Below are 21,069 nucleotides of genomic sequence, written 5' to 3' on the forward strand. Positions count from 1 at the left end.
CCGCTAGGCTGATCGCGTGACCGAGTCATCCGCGCTCCTGACCGACCGCTACGAGCTCACCATGATCGATGCGGCCCTGCTGAAGGGCACACACGACCGGGAGTGCGTCTTCGAGGCCTTCACCCGGCGGCTGCCAGCCGGGCGCCGGTACGGCGTGCTCGCGGGCACCGGGCGCCTCCTGGAGCTGCTGCAGGAGTTCCGCTTCCGCGATGAGGAGCTGGACTACCTGCGCGACAACTCCGTGGTGCGCAGCGAGACGCTGGACTGGCTCGCCGGATACCGCTTCTCGGGGACGATCAGCGGCTACCGCGAGGGCGAGGTGTTCTTCCCCGGCTCCCCGTTCCTGGTCGTCGACGCTCCGTTCGCCGAGGGAGTGGTGCTCGAGACGCTCATCCTCAGCGTCTTCAACTACGACTCGGCCGTGGCCTCCGCCGCCGCCCGCATGGTCTCGGCCGCCGGGGGGCGCCCGCTCGCCGAGATGGGCTCGCGCCGCGCCAACGAGCGCAGCGCCGTCGCCGCGGCACGGGCCGCGTACATCGCCGGCTTCGGTGCGACCTCGAACCTCGAGGCCGGCCGCACGTGGGGTGTCCCGACCATGGGGACGGCCGCCCACGCCTTCACGCTCCTGCACGACAGCGAAGAGGACGCGTTCCGCGCGCAGGTCGACGCGCTGGGGCCGGGGACCACCCTCCTCGTCGACACCTACGACGTTGACCAGGCGATCGAGACGGCCGTGAAGGTCGCCGGGCCGGAGCTCGGCGCCGTCCGGCTCGACTCGGGCGACCTCCCCAAGCTCGTCCGCCGCGTGCGGGACAAGCTGGACGGCCTCGGAGCGACGAAGACCCGCATCACGGTCACGAACGACCTCGACGAATTCACCATCGCCGCACTCGCGGCCTCCCCCGTCGACTCCTACGGGGTGGGCACCTCCGTCGTCACCGGCTCGGGCTCCCCCGCCTCCGGGATGGTCTACAAGCTGGTCGCGCACCGCTCGGCCGACGGGACGGGCGACTGGGTGCCGGTGGCGAAGAAGTCGGACGGCAAGGCGAGCGTCGGAGGCCGCAAGCACCCGGTGCGGCGGCTCGACGACCGGGGCGTGGCCGTGGCCGAGGTCGTGCACATCGTCGAGAGCGGGGATCGTCCCGACGACACCGGACGCGACCTCCTCGTGCCCCTGGTCACCGACGGTGAGGTGCACCCCGAGCATCTGGGTGCCGAGGGGACGCGCCGCGCGCGCGAACACCGCGAGCAGGCGATGCGGGAGCTGCCGGAGCAGGCGTTCCGCGTGAGCCGCGGCGATCCGGTGCTTCCGACGATCTTCGCGTGAGCGCTACCGGCTGCGCGCCGGCCCCCTGCGCGCCCGCCTACTCGTCGCGGAGCTTCGCGTAGATCTCTTTGCAGGTGGGGCAGACGGGGAACTTCTCCGGATCGCGTCCCGGCGTCCACATCTTGCCGCATAGCGCCTTCACCGGCTTGCCGGTGATCGCCGACTCGAGGATCTGCTCCTTCTTCACGTAGTGCGAGAAGCGCTCGTGGTCGCCCGGCTCGACGTTCTGGAGGAGCTCCTCGAGCTCGCGGTCCAGCGTCGCCGCGCCGCCGCCCGAGGGCAGGCCGCCTGGTTCGGAGATGCTCGCCTCGTTCATCGTTCCAGTGTAGACGCGCGGCTCAGCCGTTGCGCGTGGCGAAGGCCATCAGCTCCGGACCGCGACGGTCGAACAACCGGGCGCCCGCCCACAGCCCCGCGAAGAGCGAGACGAAGCCGATGACGACGGCGACGATCGGGGAGATCCCGAGCCAGAACGGGTTGACAGTCAACCCCAGCACCAGGAACACGATGGCCGGGGAGGCGAGGATCAGGATCGCGAAGAAGCTGAGCGACTGCACGAGCGCCGCCGACGCGCCGGAGGTCTGGGGCTGCGTGAACGCACTGTCGCCCGGCTTCGTCGCCGGATACGGGAAGAGCACCGACGAGATCGACGAGAGTCCGAGGCCGATCACCAGGATCGCGCCGCTCAAGGCGGCGACCGCCGGCAGGAGCGCCCAGTCCCCGTACGCGATCACCGTCGCGATCGAACCGATGGCGATCACCGGGATGCCCACGACGACGGGCGGGAAGAGCCGCCCCACGCGGTCGGCGATGCCCTTGGTGCCAGAGACGACGTGCAGCCAGATGGCTGTGCCGTCGAAGGCGATGTCGTTGTGGATGCTCCAGCCGAGGAACAGGCACACCAGCGGCAGCGGCACGAGGGAGACGTAGTGGGCCGGCAGGCCGGCGAGGAGCAGGGCGACGAGCACGAAGACCGGGATGACCGGGATCATCACCAGGGACACCCAGTAGCGCGGGTCGCGCCCCCAGTACGTCATGGACCGGGCGGCGATCGCCGCGGTCGGGCCGCCGTGCAGCCGGCCGAACCAGCCGGTGCCGTGGTACGACTTCACCCGCGATTGCCGCGGAGGGCTCACCAGGACGGTGCGGACCAGCACATCCCACACCAGCCAGAGCGCACCGGCCGTGGCGGCGGCGATGAGCAGCTGGAGCAGTGCGGTGCCCCAGTCGCCGGCAGCGGCCGCGCCGGGAGCGCCCCAGACGGCGCCGAGCGGCGTCCAGGCCAGCCAGGAGGCCGTCGCATGGAGGGAGGCCAGGCCGTCGCGACCCCAGTCGACCGTCACGAGCAGCAGGATGGCGGGCGCGAGCAGGACCAGCAGCAGGGCGGCGACCACGCCGCCTGCCTCGCGCGAGCGGCGCGTCGCGAGCAGGAACGATGCCAGCGCCGTCGACACGCGCGACGCCAGGACGCAGGTGAGCACGACGAGGACGGCGCAGACCACGGCGACCAGCGTCGTGCCCGGATCCCTGGACCAGGTGACCACGGTCGCCGCGCTGCAGATGATGAGCACGAACGAGGGGATGCCGATCAGCCCCGCGAGGAGGAGCCCCGTCGACAACACGCGGTTCGGGATGCCGAACAGTGCGAACTTGCGCGGGTCGAGCGAGTCGTCGACGCCGAACATCAGCGGGAGCAGCAGGAAGCCCACCACCACGATCGCACCGAGCACGACGAGCACGTCGCGTACCGCCCCGACGTCGGGCACCAGCCGCGCAGCGATCAGAGCCGCGACTGCGAGTACCGTGATGAAGCCGCCGTACACGACGCCGAGCACCAGTCCGAACACCTGCCAGGGGCTGCGCCGGAAGGCGTTGGCCATCAGCCGGACTTTCAGTCCGAGAAACTGTGCAACCACTCCATGCCCTCCGCTGCCTTGCGCCCCCCGGCGAGGTCGACGAACCGCTCTTCGAGCGTCTGCTCGCCGCGCACCTCGTCGATCGTTCCGGATGCGAGGACCTGCCCGCGGACGATGATGGCGACGCTGTCGCAGACGCGCTGGATCATGTCCATGCCGTGACTGGACAGGACGACCGTGCCGCCGGCCGCCGTGTAGCGCTGGAGGATGTCGACCACGTTGGCCGCGGAGACCGGGTCGACGGACTCGAAGGGCTCATCGAGCACCAGGAGGCGTGGCGAGTGGATCATCGCGGCCGCCAGGGCGATCTTCTTGGTCATGCCGGCCGAGTAATCCGTCACGAGCCGGTCGAGGGCGTCCTCGATGCCGAAGGCGGCGGCCAGATCACCCGAGCGCGCGCGCACCGTCTTCGCGCTGAGACCGCGCAGCGTGCCCGCGTACTGCAGGAACTGGGCCCCCGTGAGGCGGTCGAACAGGCGCAGCCGGTCGGGCAGGACGCCGATCACGTGCTTGGCGCGCACCGGCTCGGCCCACGCGTCCACGCCGTGTACGACGACGGAGCCGGCGTCGGGGCGCAGGAGGCCCGTGATCATGGAGAGGGTCGTGGTCTTGCCCGCGCCATTGGGACCGACGATGCCGTAGAAGGACCCCTCGCGGACATCGAGGCTGACGTCGTCGACGGCGACGGTGTCGCCGAAGCGCTTGCGGAGGCCGGCGACCGCCAGCACGGTCGGACGCGGGTCCGGCACCGGCTCGCTCTTCGCAGCGCTCGTGGCGCGCGTCTTGGCGGTCGTGCTCCGCTTGCGCGGCGCACGCGTGCTCGTGCCCGCCGCGGCCGCAGCGGTCTTCGCAGGCGTGCGCCGGGGCGCCGACCGCGGCTTCGCCGGAGCGTCCGCCCCGTCCGTGCTGCTGTCCGTCATACTCTCCCCCGTGTCCCCCTGGACGATCATGCGCTCGACGGGGACGACCGTGCCCTCGACGGGCTCGGCGTCGTCCTGCTGCGCACGCTCGAAACTCACCCCGCTAACGTACCAAGACGCTCGGCCTTGGGGAGCCCTCTGGGCGATTCCGGCGCGATGCGGGACCTCTGAAACACCTGTGAGGTACATAACGACCCCACAACGACATCCGTCAACCCCTGCCCCCGGACAGGGGCCCTCGCTATTCTGGTCGAGGCATGAAGGGGTGTCGATACGCGTAAGCGCGGATGAACCCTGGGTGAACCATCCCAGTCCCGGCGGACAGCTATGAAGCTGCATCGCCCGCCCGTGCGGATACCAAGGAGATGATTGTGACGACCCAGGTAGTGATCCTCGCGGCCGGGATGGGCAGCCGCCTCGGCCGCAGCCTTCCGAAGCCGCTGACCGAGCTGAACGACGGCCGCACGATCATGCAGCAGCAGTTCGACAACATCCACGCCGCCTTCGGCAAGGACGCCAAGGTCACGATCGTCGTCGGCTACAAGCTCGAGCACATCATCGAGGCGTTCCCCGACGCCGAGTTCGTCTACAACGAGCAGTACGACCAGACGAACACCTCCAAGAGCCTCATGCGCGCCCTGCAGGCCTCCGCACCCGGCGGCGTGCTCTGGATGAACGGCGACGTCGTGTTCGACCCGGCCGTCCTCGTCCGCGGCGCCGCGATGGTGAACCGCGACCAGACCTTCGTGACCGTCAACACCTCGTCGGTCGCCGACGAGGAGGTCAAGTACACGACCGGCCCCGAGGGCTACATCAACGAGCTCTCCAAGACCGTCAAGGGCGGGCTGGGCGAGGCCGTCGGCATCAACTACATCTCGAGCACCGACAAGGCCGCGCTCCTGCGTCAGCTGCAGCGCGTCGCAGACCAGGACTACTTCGAGCGGGGCATCGAGCTCGCCATCGAGCAGGACCGTCTCCTGGTCGAGCCCGTCGACATCTCCGACCTGTACGCCGTCGAGGTCGACTTCCAGGAGGACCTGGAGCGCGCGAATCTTTTCGTGTAGTCGTCGCTGCGTGAACGCCTCACGCAGCTTCGATCAATACGATGGGTGATCGTGACCAGTTCTTCGCTTGAGGTGCGCCCTGCGCAGCGGACGCGTTTCACGCGCTACCGGCACTCTCTCTGGCTGCTGACGAAGCGCGACCTCCGCGTCCGCTACTCGACCAGCGCCCTCGGCTACCTGTGGTCGATCCTCGATCCGCTCGTGATGAGCGGCATCTACTGGTTCGTCTTCACGGTGATCTTCCATCGCGGCGTCGGCGAGGATCCGTACATCGTGTTCCTCCTCGCGGCGCTGCTGCCGTGGATGTGGTTCAACGGCGCGGTCTCGGACAGCACGCGTGCGTTCCTGCGCGAGGCCAAGCTCATCCGCTCGACGATGATCCCCCGGACGATCTGGGTCAACCGGATCGTCGCCTCCAAGGGCATCGAGTTCCTCCTGTCCCTGCCGGTGCTCGCGGTGTTCGCGATCGCCACCGGCGCGAAGGTGAACATCGACATCCTGCTGTTCCCCCTGGCGGTGATCATCCAGACCGTCCTCACCGTGGGCATCGGTTTGCTGATCGCGCCCCTCGTGGTGCTGTTCCGCGACCTCGAACGTGTGGTGAAGCTCGCTCTGCGGTTCCTGTTCTACGCGTCGCCCATCATTTACAGCGCCCGTGACCTCCCCGGCGGCTGCGGCGGCGCGACGGTGGCGGCCAAGCACTGCGCCGCCTACGTCGCCGCGAATCCCGGCGCGCAGGCCGACACCCTGTTCTCCTTGCACTTCTGGTCGGCGTTCAACCCGCTGACGGGCATTTTCAGCCTGTACCGGGCCACGTTCTTCGCCCAGGAGCTCGACTGGTTCCTCGTCGCCGTGAGCGCCGGGATGTCGCTGCTGATCCTGCTCATCGGCTGGCTCGTGTTCAAGCGCTTCGAGCGCGATGTGCTGAAGGAGATCTGAGTGGCCGCCGTCATCGATGTCAGCGGGCTGGGCGTACGTTTCCGCCGCAACCGCGGTGCGCGCCGGTCATTCAAGGATCTGTTCGCCTCGCGCGAGCGCCGCACCCGACCTGACGACTTCTGGCCGCTCCGCGACGTGTCCTTCCGCGTCGACGCGGGCGAGGCCATCGGGGTCGTCGGCCGCAACGGGCAGGGCAAGTCGACGCTGCTCAAGCTGGTCGCCGGCGTCCTGCTTCCCGACGAGGGCACCGTGCGCGTGCACGAGGGGGTGGCTCCGCTCATCGAGATCACGGGCGGGTTCGTGGACGACCTGACCGTGCGCGACAACGTGTACCTCACGGCAGGTCTCCACGGTATGACGCGGGCACAGATCGACGCGCGATTCGGCGAGATCATCGACTTCGCCGAGATCGGCGACTTCGTCGACACCCCGTACAAGCATCTCTCCAGCGGCATGAAGGTGCGCATCGCCTTCTCCGTGATCTCGCAGCTGGAGGAGCCCGTGCTCCTGGTGGACGAGGTGCTCGCGGTCGGCGATCGCGGGTTCCGCGAGAAGTGCTATCGGCGCATCGACGAGCTCCTCGCCGGAGGCCGGACGCTGTTCTTCGTCTCGCACAACGAGAAGGACCTGCGCCGGTTCTGCGCCCGCGGACTCTACCTGGACAAGGGCCGGCTGGTGTTGGATGGACCGATCTCGGACGTCCTCGACCTGTACAACCAGGATTACGGAAGCTGACGAATTCCCCGATCAGGGTACCTTTCCTCGGAGGCATGAATTCCTCCACAGAAAGAATTCCGTCGAGTTGTCCACCGATGTGGCTTATCTGCCCGATGAGGGGCCGGGAGCGTCGGACGGGGTGGCTATCGTCGGCGGCATGAGAAACCTTCGCACCCTTCACAGCCCTCGTCCCGCACCCCGACTCCGGCGGCTCGCCTACCGGGTTCCGTGGAGCGTCGACCGCAGCACGGCGCCGCACTACCGACTCGTCAACACCAGCCGTGAGGTGCTCCGCGGCGTCAGCGTCAGCATCGCCGGCAGCTCTCGTCTGCAGGTCAGCGGGCCTGCCTCCGTCCGTCCCGGAGAGTCCGTCCGGGCGAGCCTGTCGGGCGGCGACCCGGCGCGCGACACCCTGCTCGTCGTCCGCTGGTTTCCGCCGGACGGCCGGGAGTACCTCTGGCAGATCGCCTTCTGACCGGCCCGTGCGGCGCAAGGAGCGGCCCCGGCCGTCTCCCGCGCCGCACGGACGGGCGGCGACTCAGCCCGCTGCGCGCTCCCGGGCCCGGAGGAAATCGGCCGCCGTGAGCACACCCAGGTCGTCTGGCAGATGCTCCGCGGTGATGCCATCCGTGAGCGCCGCCAGATCCTGACCGAGCACACTCGCGATCCGGAGCACGGTGAGGAAACTGGGATTGGCCGTACCACGCTCGATCTTGCCGAAATTGGTGACATGCATCTGGGCGAGCTCGGCGACGGCCTCCTGGCTGAGGCCGAGCTCCAGGCGGACGCTGCGGATCCGTTCTCCGAAGATGCGCGCGGCCGGCGAGAGTGGTTCGATCATCCACCTATTACTCATCACGAAGCCCTCGTGAGGCCAGAGCGCGAGGGCCTCCCACCCTCCGGCCTCAGGATGTAAGTGCATGAAACACAAGTATTGACAAGGGGTGCGGACGCTTCAGGTCCAGCGCCTACACTCGGTACCGATGGCCAAGAAGCAGCAACCGTATGTGTCCGTGACCGGCGGCGCACCGCAGGGTGGAGACACACCGCGGTTCGTCGATGCGACGCTCGACCGGTTCCTGGGCATCCAGCGCCCTGCGGTCGTGGCGCACCTGCGCACTCTGCGCCGACGGCATCCCGACGCGACCGGACCGGAGCTCGCGGCGATCCTCGAGCGCCGCTACCTGGCCGCCGTGACGACCGGAGGTGCGGCCGTGGGCGCGACAGCGGTGATCCCCGCGATCGGGACAGGGATCACGCTCGCGCTCTCCGGTCTCGAGACGGCGGGGTTCCTGGAGGCCACCGCGCTCTACGCGCAGTCGCTGAGCGAACTCCACGGGATCGCGGTCGACGATCCTCAGCGCGCCCGGGCGCTCGTGCTCACCATGATGCTCGGCCGGGAGGGGTCCGACCTGGTCCGCCAACTCGCCGGGCAGGTCGGTGGCGCGAGCGTGACGCGCACGGCGTACTGGGGCGAGCTCGTCACCTCCACGCTGCCGTCGATGGTCGTCGGACCGCTCGTCGATCGACTCAAGAGCGTCTTCGTGCGCCAGTTCGCCGTGCGCGGCGGCGCCGGGATGCTGGCGCGCGCCATCCCCTTCGGTGTCGGGGCGGTCATCGGCGGTGCCGGCAACAACATCCTCGGACGGCGGGTCGTGCAGAACTCGCGCCTCGCCTTCGGCGCTGCACCGCTGGACATCCCCGAGGCGCTTCGGCCGGTGGACGGCCCCGGCGTCACGCTGAGGCTGGGCCGGGCGACCAGCGCCCGCGTCCTGCGCGTCGGGACGGTCGTGCGAGGCGCACTTCCCCGCCGCCGCGCCAAGGACGATCAGAAGCCTCTGCCCGAGCTGGAGACCGGGGCGGGAGTCGACGAGACCGAGGGACCCGAGCGACCGGTCGCTCCCTGAGTCGCACTCAGACGATCGGCGGTCGCCCGGCGCGCGTCATACGCCAGACGGTGCGCCAGCGGATCGGACGCCGCTCACCCGGATCGGTCCGCCACCCCTCCCACCAGCCCGCGAACCACGCGCGGAGAACGGCGGGCTTGCGGAACCAGCGGAGCAGCTGGATGCCCGTCCACGATCCGACATAGAGCGGCACGAGCACGGCGGGGAGATTCCTCCGCGCCAGCCAGACCCGGTTGCGGGCGTTGAGCCGGTAGTAGTAGGCGTGGCGCGTGGGCGACACGGACGGGTGCTCGGCCAGCAGGTCGCCGGCGTACCAGACCCGGCGGCCCTGATCCCACACCTTCCAGGCGAGGTCGATCCCCTCGTGGGCGTAGAAGAACGGGTCGGCCCACCCTCCCGCGCGCTCGAACACCGCGCGCGGCAGGACGATCGCCGCTTCGAGCACCGAGAACACATTGCTCGACGTGGTGGGTTCGCCCTTGCGGATCCGAGGGATCCAGCGACGCGGTGAGTCTCCACCGTCCGGGTCGGCGAGGCGCGGCTGCAGCATCCCGATCGACGGGTCGTCGGTGAGCGCACGGATCGCGTCGGCGAGGAACCGCGGCGACGGGATGCTGGCGTCATCGTCGAGGAAGAACAACCACTCCCCCTCCACCAGCGGCACGCCCCTGTTGCGACCGGCCGGGATGCCGATGTTCTCGGGCAGCGCCAGCGTCGCGACTCCCACGGGGAGCGGCGGATCCGCCGTGGCGGGGTCCCACCCGTTGCCGACGACCACGATGTCGGTTCTGACCCCCTGCTGCGCCGCGACGGAGTCGAGACCGTGCCGGAGCTCGACGGGCCGCGTGCCCTGGGTGAGCACCACCACGCCGACCGAGGGCAGCTCAGCCACGGACGCGCCGAGAGGCCATGATCGCCACGAAGTGCCCGATGACCGCCAGGAGCGCGAGCGGCACGAGCACGGAGAGCAGGATGCGATCGGCGAGCACCGGGCCGATGAACAGTCCGACGATCGCGAAGACGAAGATCATGATGGTCAGCTCGACCGAGTGGTACAGGCGGTGGAACGGCAGGAACCGCGCAGCGCGGCGGAGCCGGGCGATCAGACCGTTGGTCGGCGCGTAGGCGGCCTGGGTGTCCGCGAGCTTCGGGAGGCCGGCGTTGGCGCGCGCGACCCTCACCATGTCGTTGAGGGCCTTGTTCAGCACGATGAGCAGGGCGAGCAGGGTGCCGAGGTTGGTCCAGAGGAAGTCCTGCGGAGCCTCGAACGGGAAGCCCGCGGCGCGGATGCCGAGCACGATGGCGATCAGCGTCTCAGTCGTGTAATGGCCGACGTTGTCGAGGAAGATCCCGGCCGGTGAGGAGGTCTGGCGCCAGCGGGCGACCTCGCCGTCGCAGCAGTCCACCAGCATCTGCAGCTGGCCGAGGACGAGTGCGAGGGCCGCTCCGCCGATCCCGGGGATCAACAGGCTCGCCGCCGTCGCCCAGCCCGTCAGGATCATCAGCCCCGTGACCCCGTTTGCGGAGATCGACGTCTTGAGGAGGATCCACGTGAGATATGGGGACAGGTTGCGCAGGTACAGCGACGCCGCCCAATGCTCGGCGTTGCGTCGTCCGCGGACCTCCGGCGGCTGTGCGACGGCCCTCAGCTCGGCGATCGAGGCCGGTCGCGTGGTCCGCGGCCCGCTTCCCTGTGCTGACATGCCTACCTTCCCGTGTGGGCCGTGATGTTGCGCGTGAGGGAGAGGTATCCGAGGACGAACCCGATCCCCCAGCAGAAATGGATGCACGGCAAGACTACGAGAAACCAGAGGAACGGGCGAAAACCGTCCCGTCTCCCCCAGAGCAGCGCCGACACGACGTCGATCAGCACGTAGAACGCCGGTGCGGCGAATCCCCAGAGCAGCCAAGGTGCCGCCCCCAGCACGGCCTGGACGATTCCGGCGATGCCGAGGAGGGTTCCGAGCGCGACACCGAGCACCATGATCGGGGGCGCGAAGTAGCGCAGACCGTTCGAGGCCGGGTAGCGACGCGCCAGCTCGCCGCGCCAGATCCCGGTCGAGAAGAACTGGCGACCGAGGCGGTACAGGTTGGGGCGCGGACGGTAGGTGACCGTGAGCCGCGGCGTGAACCAGACGGTGCCTCCGGCGGCGCGGATGCGGCGGTTGAGCTCCCAGTCCTGGCCGCGCTTGATCTCCTCGTCGAACAGACCGACCTCCAGGAGGCGGTCGCGGCGGAACACGCCGAGGTAGACGGTCTCGGCCGGCCCGGCGTCCCCGCCGACGTGGAGCTTGGTGCCGCCGAGGCCGACCCTGCTCCCGTAGGCGCGGGCGACCGCGCGCTCGAAGTCGGTGGTGCCCTGGGCGTCCATCAGGCCACCCACGTTGTCCGCGCCGGTCTCGAGGATCGTCTCGACCGCGATGCGGGTGTAGTCCGCCGGCAGCACGCTGTGGGCGTCGACCCGGACGACGATCGGATATTGGGACTCACGGATGGCGAGGTTCAGCCCGGCTGGCGTTGACCCCACGACGTTGTCGACGATCCGGATGCGCCCGTCGACGGCGGCCAGCTCGGCGACGAGCTCCGTCGTGCCGTCGATACTCGGGCCGAGGGCGACGGTGACCTCGATCGGGCCGGCGTAGTCCTGGTCGAGCAGGCTATCGACCGCCGCGCGGACGTGCGTCGCCTCGTTCAGCACGGGCATCACGTACGAGACACCGGGAAGGGTGTTCGGGGTGTCGTCCGGCATGTGTTCCATTCGTGTTTCGGGTCCGCCCGAGCCTACCAGCCGCTTGCTGGGCGCCCCCGGCACGCGACGGAAGGCCGCCCCGTGCCGAGCACGGGACGGCCTTCCGGTCGCGGGGCGGATCAGTCGGTCGCGAGCGAGCCGAGCGTGACCGTTGCGGTCTTGGTCTGACCGTCGCGGGTGTAGGTGACCTCGGCGGACGCGCCGGCCGCGAGGGCCCGCACCTGAGCGGTGAGGTCGGTCGCGTCGGTGATCGGCACGCCGTTGAAGTTCACGACCACGTCGCCGGCCTTGAGGCCCGCGTTGGCGGCCGCGCCGCCCGAGGTCACGTCCTTGATCAGGGCGCCGACCGTGGTCGCCTTGGTGTCCGAGCTGGCATCGGCGACGGAGGCGCCGAGCAGACCGTGCGTGGCGGAGCCGTTCTTGATGAGCTCGTCCGAGACGCGCTTGGCCAGGTTGGCCGGGATGGCGAAGCCGACGCCGATGCTGCCGGACTGGCCGCTCGAGTCGCTGCTGCTGCCGCTTGCACTGGCGATCGCGACGTTGACGCCGATCAGCTCGCCCTTGCTGTTGAGCAGCGCACCACCGGAGTTGCCGGGGTTGATCGACGCGTCGGTCTGGATGACCGGCAGCGAGATCGTGCCCTGCGTGGTGGTCTGCTGCTGCGAGCCGCTGCTGCCACCCTGGCCGGGGAAGTCGAAGTTGAACGGGTTCTGCGAGCTGCCGTCGCCCTCGGAGGAGCCGTCGCTCGACTTCGGCGCCGCCGAGGAGGCGATGCTGATGCTGCGGTTGAGGGCGCTGACGATGCCGTCGGTGACGGTGCCTGAGAGACCCAGCGGGGCGCCGATCGCAACGGCGGTGTCACCGACGTTGAGCTTACTGGAGTCTGCGAACGTCATCGGCGTCATGCCGGACGCTCCGTCGAGCTTGATCACCGCGAGGTCGGTCGTCGGGTCGGTGCCCACGATCTTCGCCGAGTAGATCTTGCCGTCGTTGTCCGTGACGCTGATGGAGACGTCGGACGACGCCCCGTCCAGCGTGACCACGTGAGTGTTCGTCAGGATGTAGCCGTCCGAGGTGAGGACGATGCCCGAGCCCGTGCCTCCCTCGCTGGAGGCGGTGACCGAGATCGTGACGACGCTCGGGGAGGCCTTGGCGGCGACCGCGGTGACCGTGGTCGCGTTGTTGGCGTCGTTCACCGTGATGTTCTGCGGGCCGGAGACCGTCTTGATCGTCGCATTGTTGGACGTGGTGGCCGAGTAGATGCCCACGCCGGCGCCGGCGCCGGCGAGACCGCCCACGAGGGCGCCGATCGCGAGCGTGGCGATGATCAGTCCGGTGTTCCTCTTCTTGGCCGGACGGTCGGCGGTCGCGGCGCCCGGGGCACCGGGGGCCGGGGGCACCGGGGTGCCGGGAGCGGCAGCGTAGGCGTGCTGGTGGGGGTGCGGCGCGTACGGGCCGGCCGGTGCGGCGCCGGCGTAGGCCGGCTGGCCGAACGAGCCGTTGCCGTAGTCGGGCTGCTGCGCGGTCGGCTGCTGCGCGGTCGGCTGCTGCGCGGTCGGCTGCTGCGCGGTCGGCTGCTGCGCGCCGTAGGGCTGCTGCGGGGCGAGCGGCTGGGTCGGCTGGGTGTGCTGCGCTGCCGGAGCGTTCTGCTCGGCGGCGGGTGCGGTCCATCCGGTGGGAGCAGCGGGTGCGGCGGCGGCCGGAGCGGCCGGCTGCTCAACGACGAGCGGGGCCGGGGTCTCGACCACGGGGGCGGCCGGAGCGGCCGGGGTCTCGGCGGCGGGAGGCGTCGGGGCGGTGGTCGCGGCCTCGGTCGAGGCGGTGACCGCGGTCGCGGCGTCGGTGGAGGCGGTGCTGCCAGCATCCACGACCGCGTCGGTGTCGGCGTCGTGCTGGGCCTTCGCGGGCTCCGGGGTGATCGGGGTGTCGGTCATGGTGTTGCTCCTTCCAAGCAGGAACAGCTTGGGACGCGAACCTGGGTGTTCTATTTGCGCCCCCTGTGGGCTGCCTTCCGCCTGTCGATGACTCTCCTTAACGTAGTCGACGGCTCCGACGTGGCCGAGGCCGTAGGTTGGATGCGCACACGAGGAAGAGGTGGACATGACGGTCTCGGGAGCATGGCGGCGGGCGGCGGGCGGAGCCGGACTCCTCGGCGCGGACGGGTCGGTCCGCCCGACCATCTTCGCCGAGATGAGCGCCCTCGCCGCGCGTACCGGCGCGATCAACCTCGGTCAGGGCTTCCCCGACGAGGACGGTCCCGCTGCGGTGCTCGACGCCGCGGTCGACGCGATCAGGAGCGGGGCGAACCAGTATCCGCCCGGGCCGGGCACGCCGGAGCTGCGTCACGCCCTCGCGGAGCACCAGCGGCGCTTCTACGGGATCGAGCTCGACCCCGATCGCGAGGTGCTCGTCACGGCGGGTGCCACGGAGGCGATCGCAGCGACCTTGCTCGCCCTGCTGGAGCCGGGCGACGAGGTCGTGACCTTCGAGCCCTTCTACGACGAGTACGGCGCGGTGATCGCTCTGTCCGGCGGCCGCCACGTGACGGTCCCCTTGGAGCCGCCCGCCTTCCTCCCCGACCCCGACCGGCTGCGTGCGGCCGTGACGGACCGCACCCGCGTGATCCTCGTGAACACGCCGCACAACCCCACCGGCACCGTGTTCGACCGCGAGCTGCTGCAGACGATCGTCGAGCTCGCCGAGCGGCACGACGCGATCATCGTCACCGACGAGGTCTACGAGCACCTCACGTTCGGTCCCGCGCACATCCCCGTCTCCACGCTTCCCGGGGCGCGGGAGCGCACCGTCAGCATCTCCTCCGGAGGCAAGACCTTCAACACGACCGGATGGAAGGTGGGCTGGCTCACCGCGCCGCCCGAGCTCGTGACGGCCGTCCTCGCCGTGAAGCAGTTCCTGACCTACGTGAACGCGGCGCCGTTCCAGCCCGCCATCGCGGCCGGCCTCGCGCTGCCCGACGCGTACTTCACCGGCATCGCCGCCGACCTCGCGCACAAGCGGGACATCCTGTCCGCCGGTCTGCGCTCGGCGGGCTTCGGCGTGCTCCCCACCGACGGCACGTACTTCGTCGTCGCGGACGCGGCCCCTCTCGGCCATCCGGATGCGGTCGAGTTCTGCCGCGCGCTCCCCGACCTCGCCGGCGTCGTCGCGGTGCCGCTGGCCGCGTTCTGCCGCGACGAGTACGCGGATCGCACCGCGTCGCTGGTGCGCTTCGCCTTCTGCAAGCGGGTCGGCGTGCTGGAGGAGGCGGCCGGACGGCTCTCCGCCCTCCGCACCTGATCCGCGGGCTCAGTCGCGGGGAACGACCCGGTACCGCCGCAGCGCCAAGGCCGGGTTGACCTCCCTGACCCGCTCGATCCGCTCCCGCGAGACCTCGGCGACCGCGATCCCCGTGGTCTCGGCGAGTCCGGCGATGGTGACGCCCATCGGGTCGATGATCGCGCTCGCCCCGACGCCGATGGGCGGGGTGTGGTCGGCCGCGGCGACGTAGAGGGTGTTCTCGATCGCGCGCGCCTGCAGGAGCGTCGACCAGTGGTGCTCCTTGAGCGGCCCGCGCACCCACTCGGCCGGGATGGCGACGAGGTCGGCCCCCGCATCGGCGAGCAGCCGGGTGACTTCGGGGAAGCGCAGGTCGTAGCAGGTCTGCAGGCCGACCCTCAGCCCGTCGACCTCGAACAGCTGGGGCTCGACGATCTCGCCGGCCACCACCCAGTCGGACTCGCGCGAGCCGAAGGCGTCGTAGAGGTGCTGCTTGCGGTAGACCGCGACCAGGTCCCCGCTCGGTGACACGGCGACGAGGGTGTTGGCGAAGCGGTGCCGCTCGTCGGTTCGCTCGACCAGGCCGGCGACCACGTGGACGCCGTGATCGCGGGCGGCGCCCGCGAGGGCGTCCACGAACTCGCCGTCCAGCGTCTCCGCGTTGTGCGCGAACGAGGGACCGAGCGGGTCCGTGAAGTAGGACGAGTACTCGGGGAACACGACCAGCCGGGCACCGCGCTCGGCGGCGACGGCGACCAGCCCGGCGACGACCTCCCGGTTGTGCGCCTTGTCGTCCCGCGGCGTGAACTGTGCGACGGCGACGGCGACGGTGGCCGCCGTCACGACGCCGCCCCGCGCAGAGATCCGGCGGACGGGAGGGAGTCGGCTCCGGGAAGGGAGTCCACCACGGGCTGCGGCGTCTCCACCGGGAGCACGATGCTGATGGAGGTGCCGACGCCTTCCTCGCTCGCGATGTCGAGCCGCCCGCCGTGGGCCGTCACGATCGCCTTGGTGATCGTGAGTCCGAGGCCGACACCGGGGACGGCGTTGCGCGTGGCGGTGGAGGCGCGGAAGAAGCGTTGGGAGAGCTGGCTGAGCTCGACGGCCGGGATCCCGATCCCCGTGTCGGTCACGGCGATCACGTCCTCCGTCGCGCCCGGCTGCAGCGCGACCGTGACCGTTCCGCCCGAGGGGGTGAACTTGACCGCGTTGGAGATGAGGTTGTCGACGGCCTGGCCGAGGCGGACGGCGTCGCCGCGGACCTCCGCACGCTCCTCCGGCACCTCGCTCACCAGGGTGACGCCCGCAGCGGCCGCGATCGGGCGCGCGGTCTCGACCGACGCGGCGACCACCGAGCCGAGTTCGACGTCCTTGATGTCGAGCGGGAACCGGCCGGACTCGACCTGCGCGGTGAAGAGCAGGTCGCCGACCAGCCGCAGCAGCCGGTGCGCGTTGCGCTCGGCGACGGCCAGATACTGCAGCTGCTCGTTCGACAGGGGCGACTCGTCGTCGTCTCGCATGAGCTCCAGGTAGCCGAGGATCGAGCTGAGCGGCGTGCGCAGCTCGTGCGAGATCAAACCGACGAACTCGTCCTTGAGGCGGGCGAACTCGCGCGCCTGGGTCATGTCGGTGGCCACGAAGATGAAACCGACACGATGACCGTTCTCGTCGATGCGGGGCGTCGCCGCCACCTGGACGGGGACGCGCTTGCCGTCGGGACGCACGTACGTCCAGTCGCGCACGTCGGCGTAGCCGGCCCGCACCGTGTCGACGAGCGCGGAGAAGTCGTCCGCGCTGGCGACCGTCGTGAACCGGGCGTCCATGTCGCGGAGCCGGTCCTCCAGTTCAGACTCGAGGTGGAACTCGACGACGTGGCGCTTTCCATCCACGACCTGCTTCTCGGTGAGACCGAACATCTTCTCGGCGCCGGGATTCCACACGTCGATGAGACCGTCGAGGTCGGTGCCGATCACGGACTGCTCGGTCACCGCGTTCCAGATGCTCTGGATCAGCCGGTTGGCGGTCTTCAGGCGGGCCTCGTTGAGCACCAGTTCGTCCTGGGCGGTGACCGCATCGGCCAGGAGCTCGGCGCGCTGCTCCGCCGCGGCCTTCGTGACGGCCAGCTGCGCGCGCAGCCGGTGCGCGATCTCGTTGATGACGGTCGCGACGATGAAGTAGATGACCGGCGAGAACAACGCGCGCACCACGTCGACAGCGGTGCCGGGCACGCCGGTCGCGTAGAGGGGCGCGAGGAGCACGACGAACATCCCGGCCGTGGCGATGAGGATGTTGCGGCGACCCTCCTCGGTCGCGATCCAGATGAACGGGAGGAGCAGGACGACCGCGATCGGGGAGGTCGAGCCACCGGTGCCGAGACGGAGGAGACCGATCGCCAGCATCGACAGCACCGGCACGACGGTGATCCAGCCGGCGTTGATCCGGTGCCACGGGAGCACCCCGGCCAGGATCGTCGCGACGGCGATGACGACGATGGAGGCCCACACGTAGTCGGGATGCTCCACCGGCACGAAGTCCGGGATGAGCACCACGGCGACCGCGAGCAGGAAGCCGACCAGGGTCGGCAGCTGCTTCATGAACACCGACGGCGAGTCGATGGGCAGGCGGCTCAGCAACCGATCGAACGTCACGCGCTCACCTCGATGCTGAGCATCGCCCGGATGCGCTCCGTCAGGACCCGGGGGCTGAACGGCTTGATGATGAAGCTGTCGGAGCGCTCGGCGACCACGCCGTGGTCGGTGAGCAGCTGGACGGAGGCGGAGACCATCAGGATGAGGGTGTCCGGCCGCTGCGCGCGGACGGCTTCGGCGACCTCCACCCCGTTGAGTCCGGGCATCGAGATGTCGAGCACGGCGAGGTCGACGTCCTCGGAAAGGAGCGTGTCGAGGGCGGAGCGGCCGTTGTCGACGGCGGCCACGACCTCCACGCCTGCGCGCTTGGCGGCGATGATCATGAGGCCGCGGATGTCGTCGTCGTCATCGGCGATGACGACGCGCGGGACGCGCCCGGTCACGAGAAGAACACCACCCGCACCACGACGATCGCGGCGAGCACGAGCAGCGCGATCCCGGCGTACACCGGCAGCCGACGTTCCCAGCGGCGGTTCTGGTCGATCTCGCGCTGCATCTCGGCGCGCTGCGCGCGGTTCAGCTCGATGGGGCTCATCGGTCGTCCTCACCTTCGGGCGCGAGACGGCGGGCCGCCTCCGTGAGGAGGGCGGTCACCCGGTCGTACCGGCCGACGTCCGTCGCGATGTGACTGTCGGTGGAGGCAACGATACGCGCTCCGGCCCGCTGGAGGGCGATGATCGCCTCCACGCCGGGGCACGCCCACTTCTCGTTCACCTCGACGATGGTTCCGGTGGCGGCCGCGGCCTGCGCCCAGGCCGCGAGCCGGTCCGCGCCGAGCTGCGCCTCGTCGAGCCCGACTTTGGGCAGGATCGAGAACCAGTGCGCGAGCTGCGCCTGCGGGGTGCGCTCCATCGCCCGGATGCTGGCCGTGACGAGCAGGTCGAGCGCGTCGTCCGCGGAGAGACCCGCGGCGAGCCGATCGCGGGTGGCCTGCGGCGACCACGGGCCGTCCGTGCCGGGGAACTGGTGGTCGCCGATGACGATCGTGTCGACGCCGCCCGCTCCGACGACGAGGTCGGCGGGGATGTCGACGGCGCCCGTCGCGTCCAGCAGCTTGGTCTCGACGCCCGTGACCACCGTGAGGCCGGAGGGGATGCGCTCGGCCGCGACGGCGGCGATGAACTCCGGCACCCAGGTCGTGGACGCGCGCACGTGATCGTTCAGCCGCAGACGCTCCAGACCCGCAGCCTCCGCGGCCGCGATGTTCTGCGCGAGGGTGCTGACCGCGTCGTCGGAGAACGTGGAGTGCACGTGGAAGTCGCCGCGGAGCAGCTGGGAGACGTCGATCACGGGAGGTGCCGCTGTCACTCGTCGAGCTCGTCGGCGTGCGCCGCGTTCTCCGAGACCAGCACGTCGGCCGGGTCGAGGAAGACGTCCTCGAGGAAGCGCACGTTCGCGAGCTCGCGGAAGTCGACCGTCGCGGGCACAGGGCGGCCCAGAACGAGGTCCAGCAGGAGCGACGGCATGTCGACGCCGGCCGCGATCGTGAGAGGCATCGCTCCCGGGAAGCGCGGGTTCACCTCGAGCAGGGCGGGGACGCCCTCCACGCTGTAGCGCAGCTGCACGTTCGCGACCCCCGTGAGACCGATCGACTGCGCGACTGCGGCGGCCGTCTCGGAGAGCTCGGCCCGCTTGACGGTGCGACCGGCGATCGAGACGCCCGAGTCGACGCGCTCGCGGGAGCGCGGGACGGCGGCGATGACGGAGCCGTCCAGGCCGGCGAGCACGTCGACGGAGAACTCCTCGCCCGGCAGGTTCTCCTGGATCAGGATGCTGTCGTCCAACGGCACGGACTCGAGCGCGGCGCGGTCCGGGATGAGCCGGACGCCGCGCGAGCCCGCACCGCTGCGGGGCTTGATGATGACAGGGAAGTCCCAGTCCTTCGCCACACCGTCGGCGGTCAGCAGCCGCGTGCGCGGGATGCGGGCCGAGCCCTCCACCCGCTCCGCGAGCCGGTACTTGTCGAGGCAGGTGACGAGGGTCTCGTGGCTCGGCGCGGCCAGCGCGGTGCCGACCGCCTGCAGCTCGTCCCGGCGTGCGGCGAGCCCCGGGAGCTCGACGTCGACGGTCGAGAACAGCACGTCGACCTCGTCGGCGTCGCACATCGCGATCAGCTCATCGACGAACGTCTCCGACCGGCCGGCGGGCACGATCCGGCGATTCGCAGCGGGCACGAGGTAGAGGCCGCTCGCCCAGCCGTCCATGTCGGCGGCGAGCACGTCGACGTCGTCCCTCGCGAGCAGCGAGCGGATCACGGCGACGCCCGCGGGGCCGCCCGCGCCTGTCACGAGAACTCTGGTCATTCGGCGGTCCTTCGGAGTCGGGCCTCGGTCGAGATCGTCGAGGCGGGGATGGAGATGTCGGCGGTGTCCCGCATGACTTCGAGCGGCTCGCACATCGTGCCGCCGCCGAACCGGGACCAGTAGCGCGCGGTCGCGAGCACGAAGTCGTGCTCCAGGTAGGCGCGCAGGTCCTGCGAGCGGAAGCAGTCGATCAGGGCGAGCTTGGCGTCGGTGAAGCCGTCGATCGGGACGAAGCGCGTGGGACGGAAGTCGATGGTGGCGCTCGGGCTCTGGAAGCAGCAGACCGTCCGCACGTTCCGGGTCGCCACGCTGACCGCGGCGTTCACCGCCCGGTGGTCCTGGTGCCGGTCGTGGGCGGAGTGCGTGTAGACGATGTCGGGCTCGACCTCCCGCACCACCCGCTCGATGATCGACACCGTCGGGTCGGCCGCCGAGATGTGGGTGTCCTCGAGGTCTTCCAGGAACAGCCGGGCGCCGAGCAGCTCAGCCGCGGCGAGCGACTCGTGCTGGCGGTCGTTCGCATCGCCGCCGCGCGCGCCGCGCGACAGGGTCAGGATGACGACCTGGTTGCCCGCGTCGCGATGCGCGGCGAGGATGCCGCCGACACCGATCTCGACATCGTCGGGGTGGGCGCCGACGGCGAGGACCACCTGCTGCCGCGAGGCGGACCGCTTGGTCCGGCCTTCCTCGGCCAGGCGCGTCACGATCGACACGAGGACTGCGGACGCCACCGGCTTCGTCAGGAACTCGTCCGCCTGACTGCGCAGGGCGGCGACGGCGTAGTCCACCGACACGTGGGCGGTCATCACCACCACCGGCATCCCCGGGTACTGCGAGCGCAGCTCCTTGAGCAGATCGAGGCCCGAGATGCCCGGCATCTCGATGTCGGTCAGGACGAGATCGGGCTCGAAGTCCGCGATGGCGGCGAGTGCCCGGGAGGGATCGGTGATCGCCGTCACCACGGCGTCCGCCCGCTTCTCGAGCACGGTCTTCATGAAGAAGGCCACATCCGGGTCGTCCTCGATCACGACCACCCGGTACTTCTGAGTGCTACTCGCCATGCCCTGTCCCCTACGTCTTGCACCCGACTTTAGTGGGACGGGCGGTCTACCACCGGGAGGAGCGCGCCGGACGCGCCCGGGATACGGGTTCGATTTCCCACCCCCTCAGAGCCGTGCTAGAGTCATTTCTTGTGCCGCGGGGTGGAGCAGCTCGGTAGCTCGCTGGGCTCATAACCCAGAGGTCGTAGGTTCAAATCCTGCCCCCGCAACCGGACAGGCCCGGACTCGAGGAGAAATCCCCG

At 70.2% G+C, this 21,069-nt stretch carries 22 protein-coding genes and 1 tRNA gene; 8 read left to right on the top strand and 15 right to left on the bottom strand.

Annotated features, from left to right (window positions below):
* Positions 1-16 precede the first annotated feature (16 nt).
* Positions 17-1,327 carry a nicotinate phosphoribosyltransferase gene (locus HNR14_RS00265; RefSeq protein ID WP_179699314.1) on the top strand — a complete coding sequence of 437 codons (1,311 nt, stop codon included), beginning with the start codon at positions 17-19 and terminating at the stop codon, positions 1,325-1,327.
* A gap of 37 nt (positions 1,328-1,364) precedes the next feature.
* Here the strand turns inward: HNR14_RS00265 and HNR14_RS00270 are convergent, their stop codons facing one another.
* Genes HNR14_RS00270 through HNR14_RS00280 form a run of 3 tightly spaced genes read right to left on the bottom strand, consistent with a single transcriptional unit; the run spans position 1,365 to position 4,163 of the window.
* A complete protein-coding gene (locus tag HNR14_RS00270; protein ID WP_021764578.1) occupies positions 1,365-1,643 on the bottom strand; it encodes a DUF3039 domain-containing protein in 279 nt (92 codons plus the stop codon).
* A 22-nt stretch (positions 1,644-1,665) separates the two neighbouring features.
* On the bottom strand, positions 1,666-3,207 hold the full coding sequence (locus HNR14_RS00275) for a hypothetical protein (protein ID WP_179699315.1): 1,542 nt from the start codon (positions 3,205-3,207) through the stop codon (positions 1,666-1,668).
* 11 nt (positions 3,208-3,218) lie between these two features.
* Positions 3,219-4,163, bottom strand: coding sequence for an ABC transporter ATP-binding protein (locus HNR14_RS00280; protein ID WP_246311608.1), 945 nt, complete (start codon positions 4,161-4,163; stop codon positions 3,219-3,221).
* Positions 4,164-4,534: 371 nt separating this feature from the next.
* On the opposite strand from HNR14_RS00280, the gene HNR14_RS00285 reads away from it, so the two are divergent.
* The 4 genes from HNR14_RS00285 (at position 4,535) to HNR14_RS20620 (ending at position 7,358) form a co-directional block, all read left to right on the top strand.
* Positions 4,535-5,227: a phosphocholine cytidylyltransferase family protein gene (locus tag HNR14_RS00285; protein WP_039922356.1), complete on the top strand. Its 693-nt coding sequence runs from the start codon at positions 4,535-4,537 to the stop codon at positions 5,225-5,227.
* Between the two features lie 72 nt (positions 5,228-5,299).
* Positions 5,300-6,166: an ABC transporter permease gene (locus tag HNR14_RS00290; RefSeq protein ID WP_039922359.1), complete on the top strand. Its 867-nt coding sequence runs from the start codon at positions 5,300-5,302 to the stop codon at positions 6,164-6,166.
* Entirely contained in the window at positions 6,167-6,901 is a 735-nt protein-coding gene (locus tag HNR14_RS00295; protein WP_021763207.1) for an ABC transporter ATP-binding protein, read from the top strand.
* Positions 6,902-7,040: 139 nt separating this feature from the next.
* On the top strand, positions 7,041-7,358 hold the full coding sequence (locus HNR14_RS20620) for a hypothetical protein (RefSeq protein ID WP_218876059.1): 318 nt from the start codon (positions 7,041-7,043) through the stop codon (positions 7,356-7,358).
* A 63-nt stretch (positions 7,359-7,421) separates the two neighbouring features.
* On the opposite strand, the gene HNR14_RS00305 is transcribed toward HNR14_RS20620, so the two are convergent.
* The gene (locus tag HNR14_RS00305) at positions 7,422-7,724 is read right to left on the bottom strand and encodes a helix-turn-helix domain-containing protein (RefSeq protein ID WP_039922362.1); all 303 of its coding nucleotides are present in this window, start codon (positions 7,722-7,724) and stop codon (positions 7,422-7,424) included.
* 142 nt (positions 7,725-7,866) lie between these two features.
* On the opposite strand from HNR14_RS00305, the gene HNR14_RS00310 reads away from it, so the two are divergent.
* Positions 7,867-8,790, top strand: coding sequence for a hypothetical protein (locus HNR14_RS00310; protein WP_246311493.1), 924 nt, complete (start codon positions 7,867-7,869; stop codon positions 8,788-8,790).
* A 7-nt stretch (positions 8,791-8,797) separates the two neighbouring features.
* Here HNR14_RS00310 and HNR14_RS00315 read toward each other — a convergent pair whose 3' ends face one another.
* From HNR14_RS00315 to HNR14_RS00330, 4 genes are all read right to left on the bottom strand, one after another.
* A complete protein-coding gene (locus HNR14_RS00315; protein WP_179699316.1) occupies positions 8,798-9,682 on the bottom strand; it encodes a glycosyltransferase in 885 nt (294 codons plus the stop codon).
* Positions 9,675-10,493: a CDP-alcohol phosphatidyltransferase family protein gene (locus HNR14_RS00320; protein WP_179699317.1), complete on the bottom strand. Its 819-nt coding sequence runs from the start codon at positions 10,491-10,493 to the stop codon at positions 9,675-9,677. The genes HNR14_RS00315 and HNR14_RS00320 overlap by 8 nt, the downstream gene beginning before the upstream one ends.
* Positions 10,494-10,495: 2 nt before the next feature.
* The gene (locus HNR14_RS00325) at positions 10,496-11,539 is read right to left on the bottom strand and encodes a glycosyltransferase family 2 protein (RefSeq protein WP_179699318.1); all 1,044 of its coding nucleotides are present in this window, start codon (positions 11,537-11,539) and stop codon (positions 10,496-10,498) included.
* A gap of 119 nt (positions 11,540-11,658) precedes the next feature.
* Complete coding sequence (locus HNR14_RS00330; protein WP_179699319.1) at positions 11,659-13,473, bottom strand: S1C family serine protease; 1,815 nt, start codon at positions 13,471-13,473, stop codon at positions 11,659-11,661.
* Positions 13,474-13,639: 166 nt separating this feature from the next.
* On the opposite strand from HNR14_RS00330, the gene HNR14_RS00335 reads away from it, so the two are divergent.
* Positions 13,640-14,836 carry a pyridoxal phosphate-dependent aminotransferase gene (locus tag HNR14_RS00335; RefSeq protein ID WP_179699320.1) on the top strand — a complete coding sequence of 399 codons (1,197 nt, stop codon included), beginning with the start codon at positions 13,640-13,642 and terminating at the stop codon, positions 14,834-14,836.
* A 9-nt stretch (positions 14,837-14,845) separates the two neighbouring features.
* On the opposite strand, the gene HNR14_RS00340 is transcribed toward HNR14_RS00335, so the two are convergent.
* The 7 genes from HNR14_RS00340 to HNR14_RS00370 are packed head-to-tail and all read right to left on the bottom strand — an operon-like array spanning position 14,846 to position 20,827.
* The gene (locus tag HNR14_RS00340) at positions 14,846-15,658 is read right to left on the bottom strand and encodes a nitrilase-related carbon-nitrogen hydrolase (protein WP_179699321.1); all 813 of its coding nucleotides are present in this window, start codon (positions 15,656-15,658) and stop codon (positions 14,846-14,848) included.
* On the bottom strand, positions 15,655-17,463 hold the full coding sequence (locus HNR14_RS00345) for an ATP-binding protein (RefSeq protein WP_179699322.1): 1,809 nt from the start codon (positions 17,461-17,463) through the stop codon (positions 15,655-15,657). The genes HNR14_RS00340 and HNR14_RS00345 overlap by 4 nt, the downstream gene beginning before the upstream one ends.
* A complete protein-coding gene (locus HNR14_RS00350) occupies positions 17,460-17,846 on the bottom strand; it encodes a response regulator (protein ID WP_179699323.1) in 387 nt (128 codons plus the stop codon). Before HNR14_RS00350 ends, HNR14_RS00345 begins: the two co-directional genes overlap by 4 nt.
* Positions 17,843-17,998, bottom strand: coding sequence for a hypothetical protein (locus HNR14_RS00355; RefSeq protein ID WP_021762689.1), 156 nt, complete (start codon positions 17,996-17,998; stop codon positions 17,843-17,845). The genes HNR14_RS00350 and HNR14_RS00355 overlap by 4 nt, the downstream gene beginning before the upstream one ends.
* Positions 17,995-18,771, bottom strand: coding sequence for a PHP domain-containing protein (locus tag HNR14_RS00360; protein ID WP_343064373.1), 777 nt, complete (start codon positions 18,769-18,771; stop codon positions 17,995-17,997). The genes HNR14_RS00355 and HNR14_RS00360 overlap by 4 nt, the downstream gene beginning before the upstream one ends.
* A complete protein-coding gene (locus HNR14_RS00365) occupies positions 18,768-19,766 on the bottom strand; it encodes an ATP-grasp domain-containing protein (RefSeq protein ID WP_179699324.1) in 999 nt (332 codons plus the stop codon). The genes HNR14_RS00360 and HNR14_RS00365 overlap by 4 nt, the downstream gene beginning before the upstream one ends.
* Complete coding sequence (locus HNR14_RS00370; protein ID WP_179699325.1) at positions 19,763-20,827, bottom strand: response regulator; 1,065 nt, start codon at positions 20,825-20,827, stop codon at positions 19,763-19,765. Before HNR14_RS00370 ends, HNR14_RS00365 begins: the two co-directional genes overlap by 4 nt.
* A 135-nt stretch (positions 20,828-20,962) precedes the next feature.
* Here HNR14_RS00370 and HNR14_RS00375 point away from each other — a divergent pair.
* Positions 20,963-21,036 (top strand) — tRNA-Met (locus HNR14_RS00375).
* Positions 21,037-21,069: the final 33 nt, after the last annotated feature.

This window comes from Leifsonia naganoensis (genome assembly GCF_013410615.1).
Lineage (GTDB): Bacteria > Actinomycetota > Actinomycetes > Actinomycetales > Microbacteriaceae > Leifsonia > Leifsonia aquatica.

Coding starts and splice junctions, on each gene's coding strand:
- HNR14_RS00270 (WP_021764578.1), bottom strand. CDS start 1,643: ATGAACGAGGCGAGCATCTCCGAACCAGGCGGCCTGCCCTCGGGCGGC.
- HNR14_RS00275 (WP_179699315.1), bottom strand. CDS start 3,207: ATGGCCAACGCCTTCCGGCGCAGCCCCTGGCAGGTGTTCGGACTGGTG.
- HNR14_RS00280 (WP_246311608.1), bottom strand. CDS start 4,163: ATGACGGACAGCAGCACGGACGGGGCGGACGCTCCGGCGAAGCCGCGG.
- HNR14_RS20620 (WP_218876059.1), top strand. CDS start 7,041: ATGAGAAACCTTCGCACCCTTCACAGCCCTCGTCCCGCACCCCGACTC.
- HNR14_RS00305 (WP_039922362.1), bottom strand. CDS start 7,724: ATGATCGAACCACTCTCGCCGGCCGCGCGCATCTTCGGAGAACGGATC.
- HNR14_RS00310 (WP_246311493.1), top strand. CDS start 7,867: ATGGCCAAGAAGCAGCAACCGTATGTGTCCGTGACCGGCGGCGCACCG.
- HNR14_RS00320 (WP_179699317.1), bottom strand. CDS start 10,493: ATGTCAGCACAGGGAAGCGGGCCGCGGACCACGCGACCGGCCTCGATC.
- HNR14_RS00325 (WP_179699318.1), bottom strand. CDS start 11,539: ATGCCGGACGACACCCCGAACACCCTTCCCGGTGTCTCGTACGTGATG.
- HNR14_RS00330 (WP_179699319.1), bottom strand. CDS start 13,473: ATGACCGACACCCCGATCACCCCGGAGCCCGCGAAGGCCCAGCACGAC.
- HNR14_RS00335 (WP_179699320.1), top strand. CDS start 13,640: ATGACGGTCTCGGGAGCATGGCGGCGGGCGGCGGGCGGAGCCGGACTC.
- HNR14_RS00355 (WP_021762689.1), bottom strand. CDS start 17,998: ATGAGCCCCATCGAGCTGAACCGCGCGCAGCGCGCCGAGATGCAGCGC.
- HNR14_RS00365 (WP_179699324.1), bottom strand. CDS start 19,766: ATGACCAGAGTTCTCGTGACAGGCGCGGGCGGCCCCGCGGGCGTCGCC.
- HNR14_RS00370 (WP_179699325.1), bottom strand. CDS start 20,827: ATGGCGAGTAGCACTCAGAAGTACCGGGTGGTCGTGATCGAGGACGAC.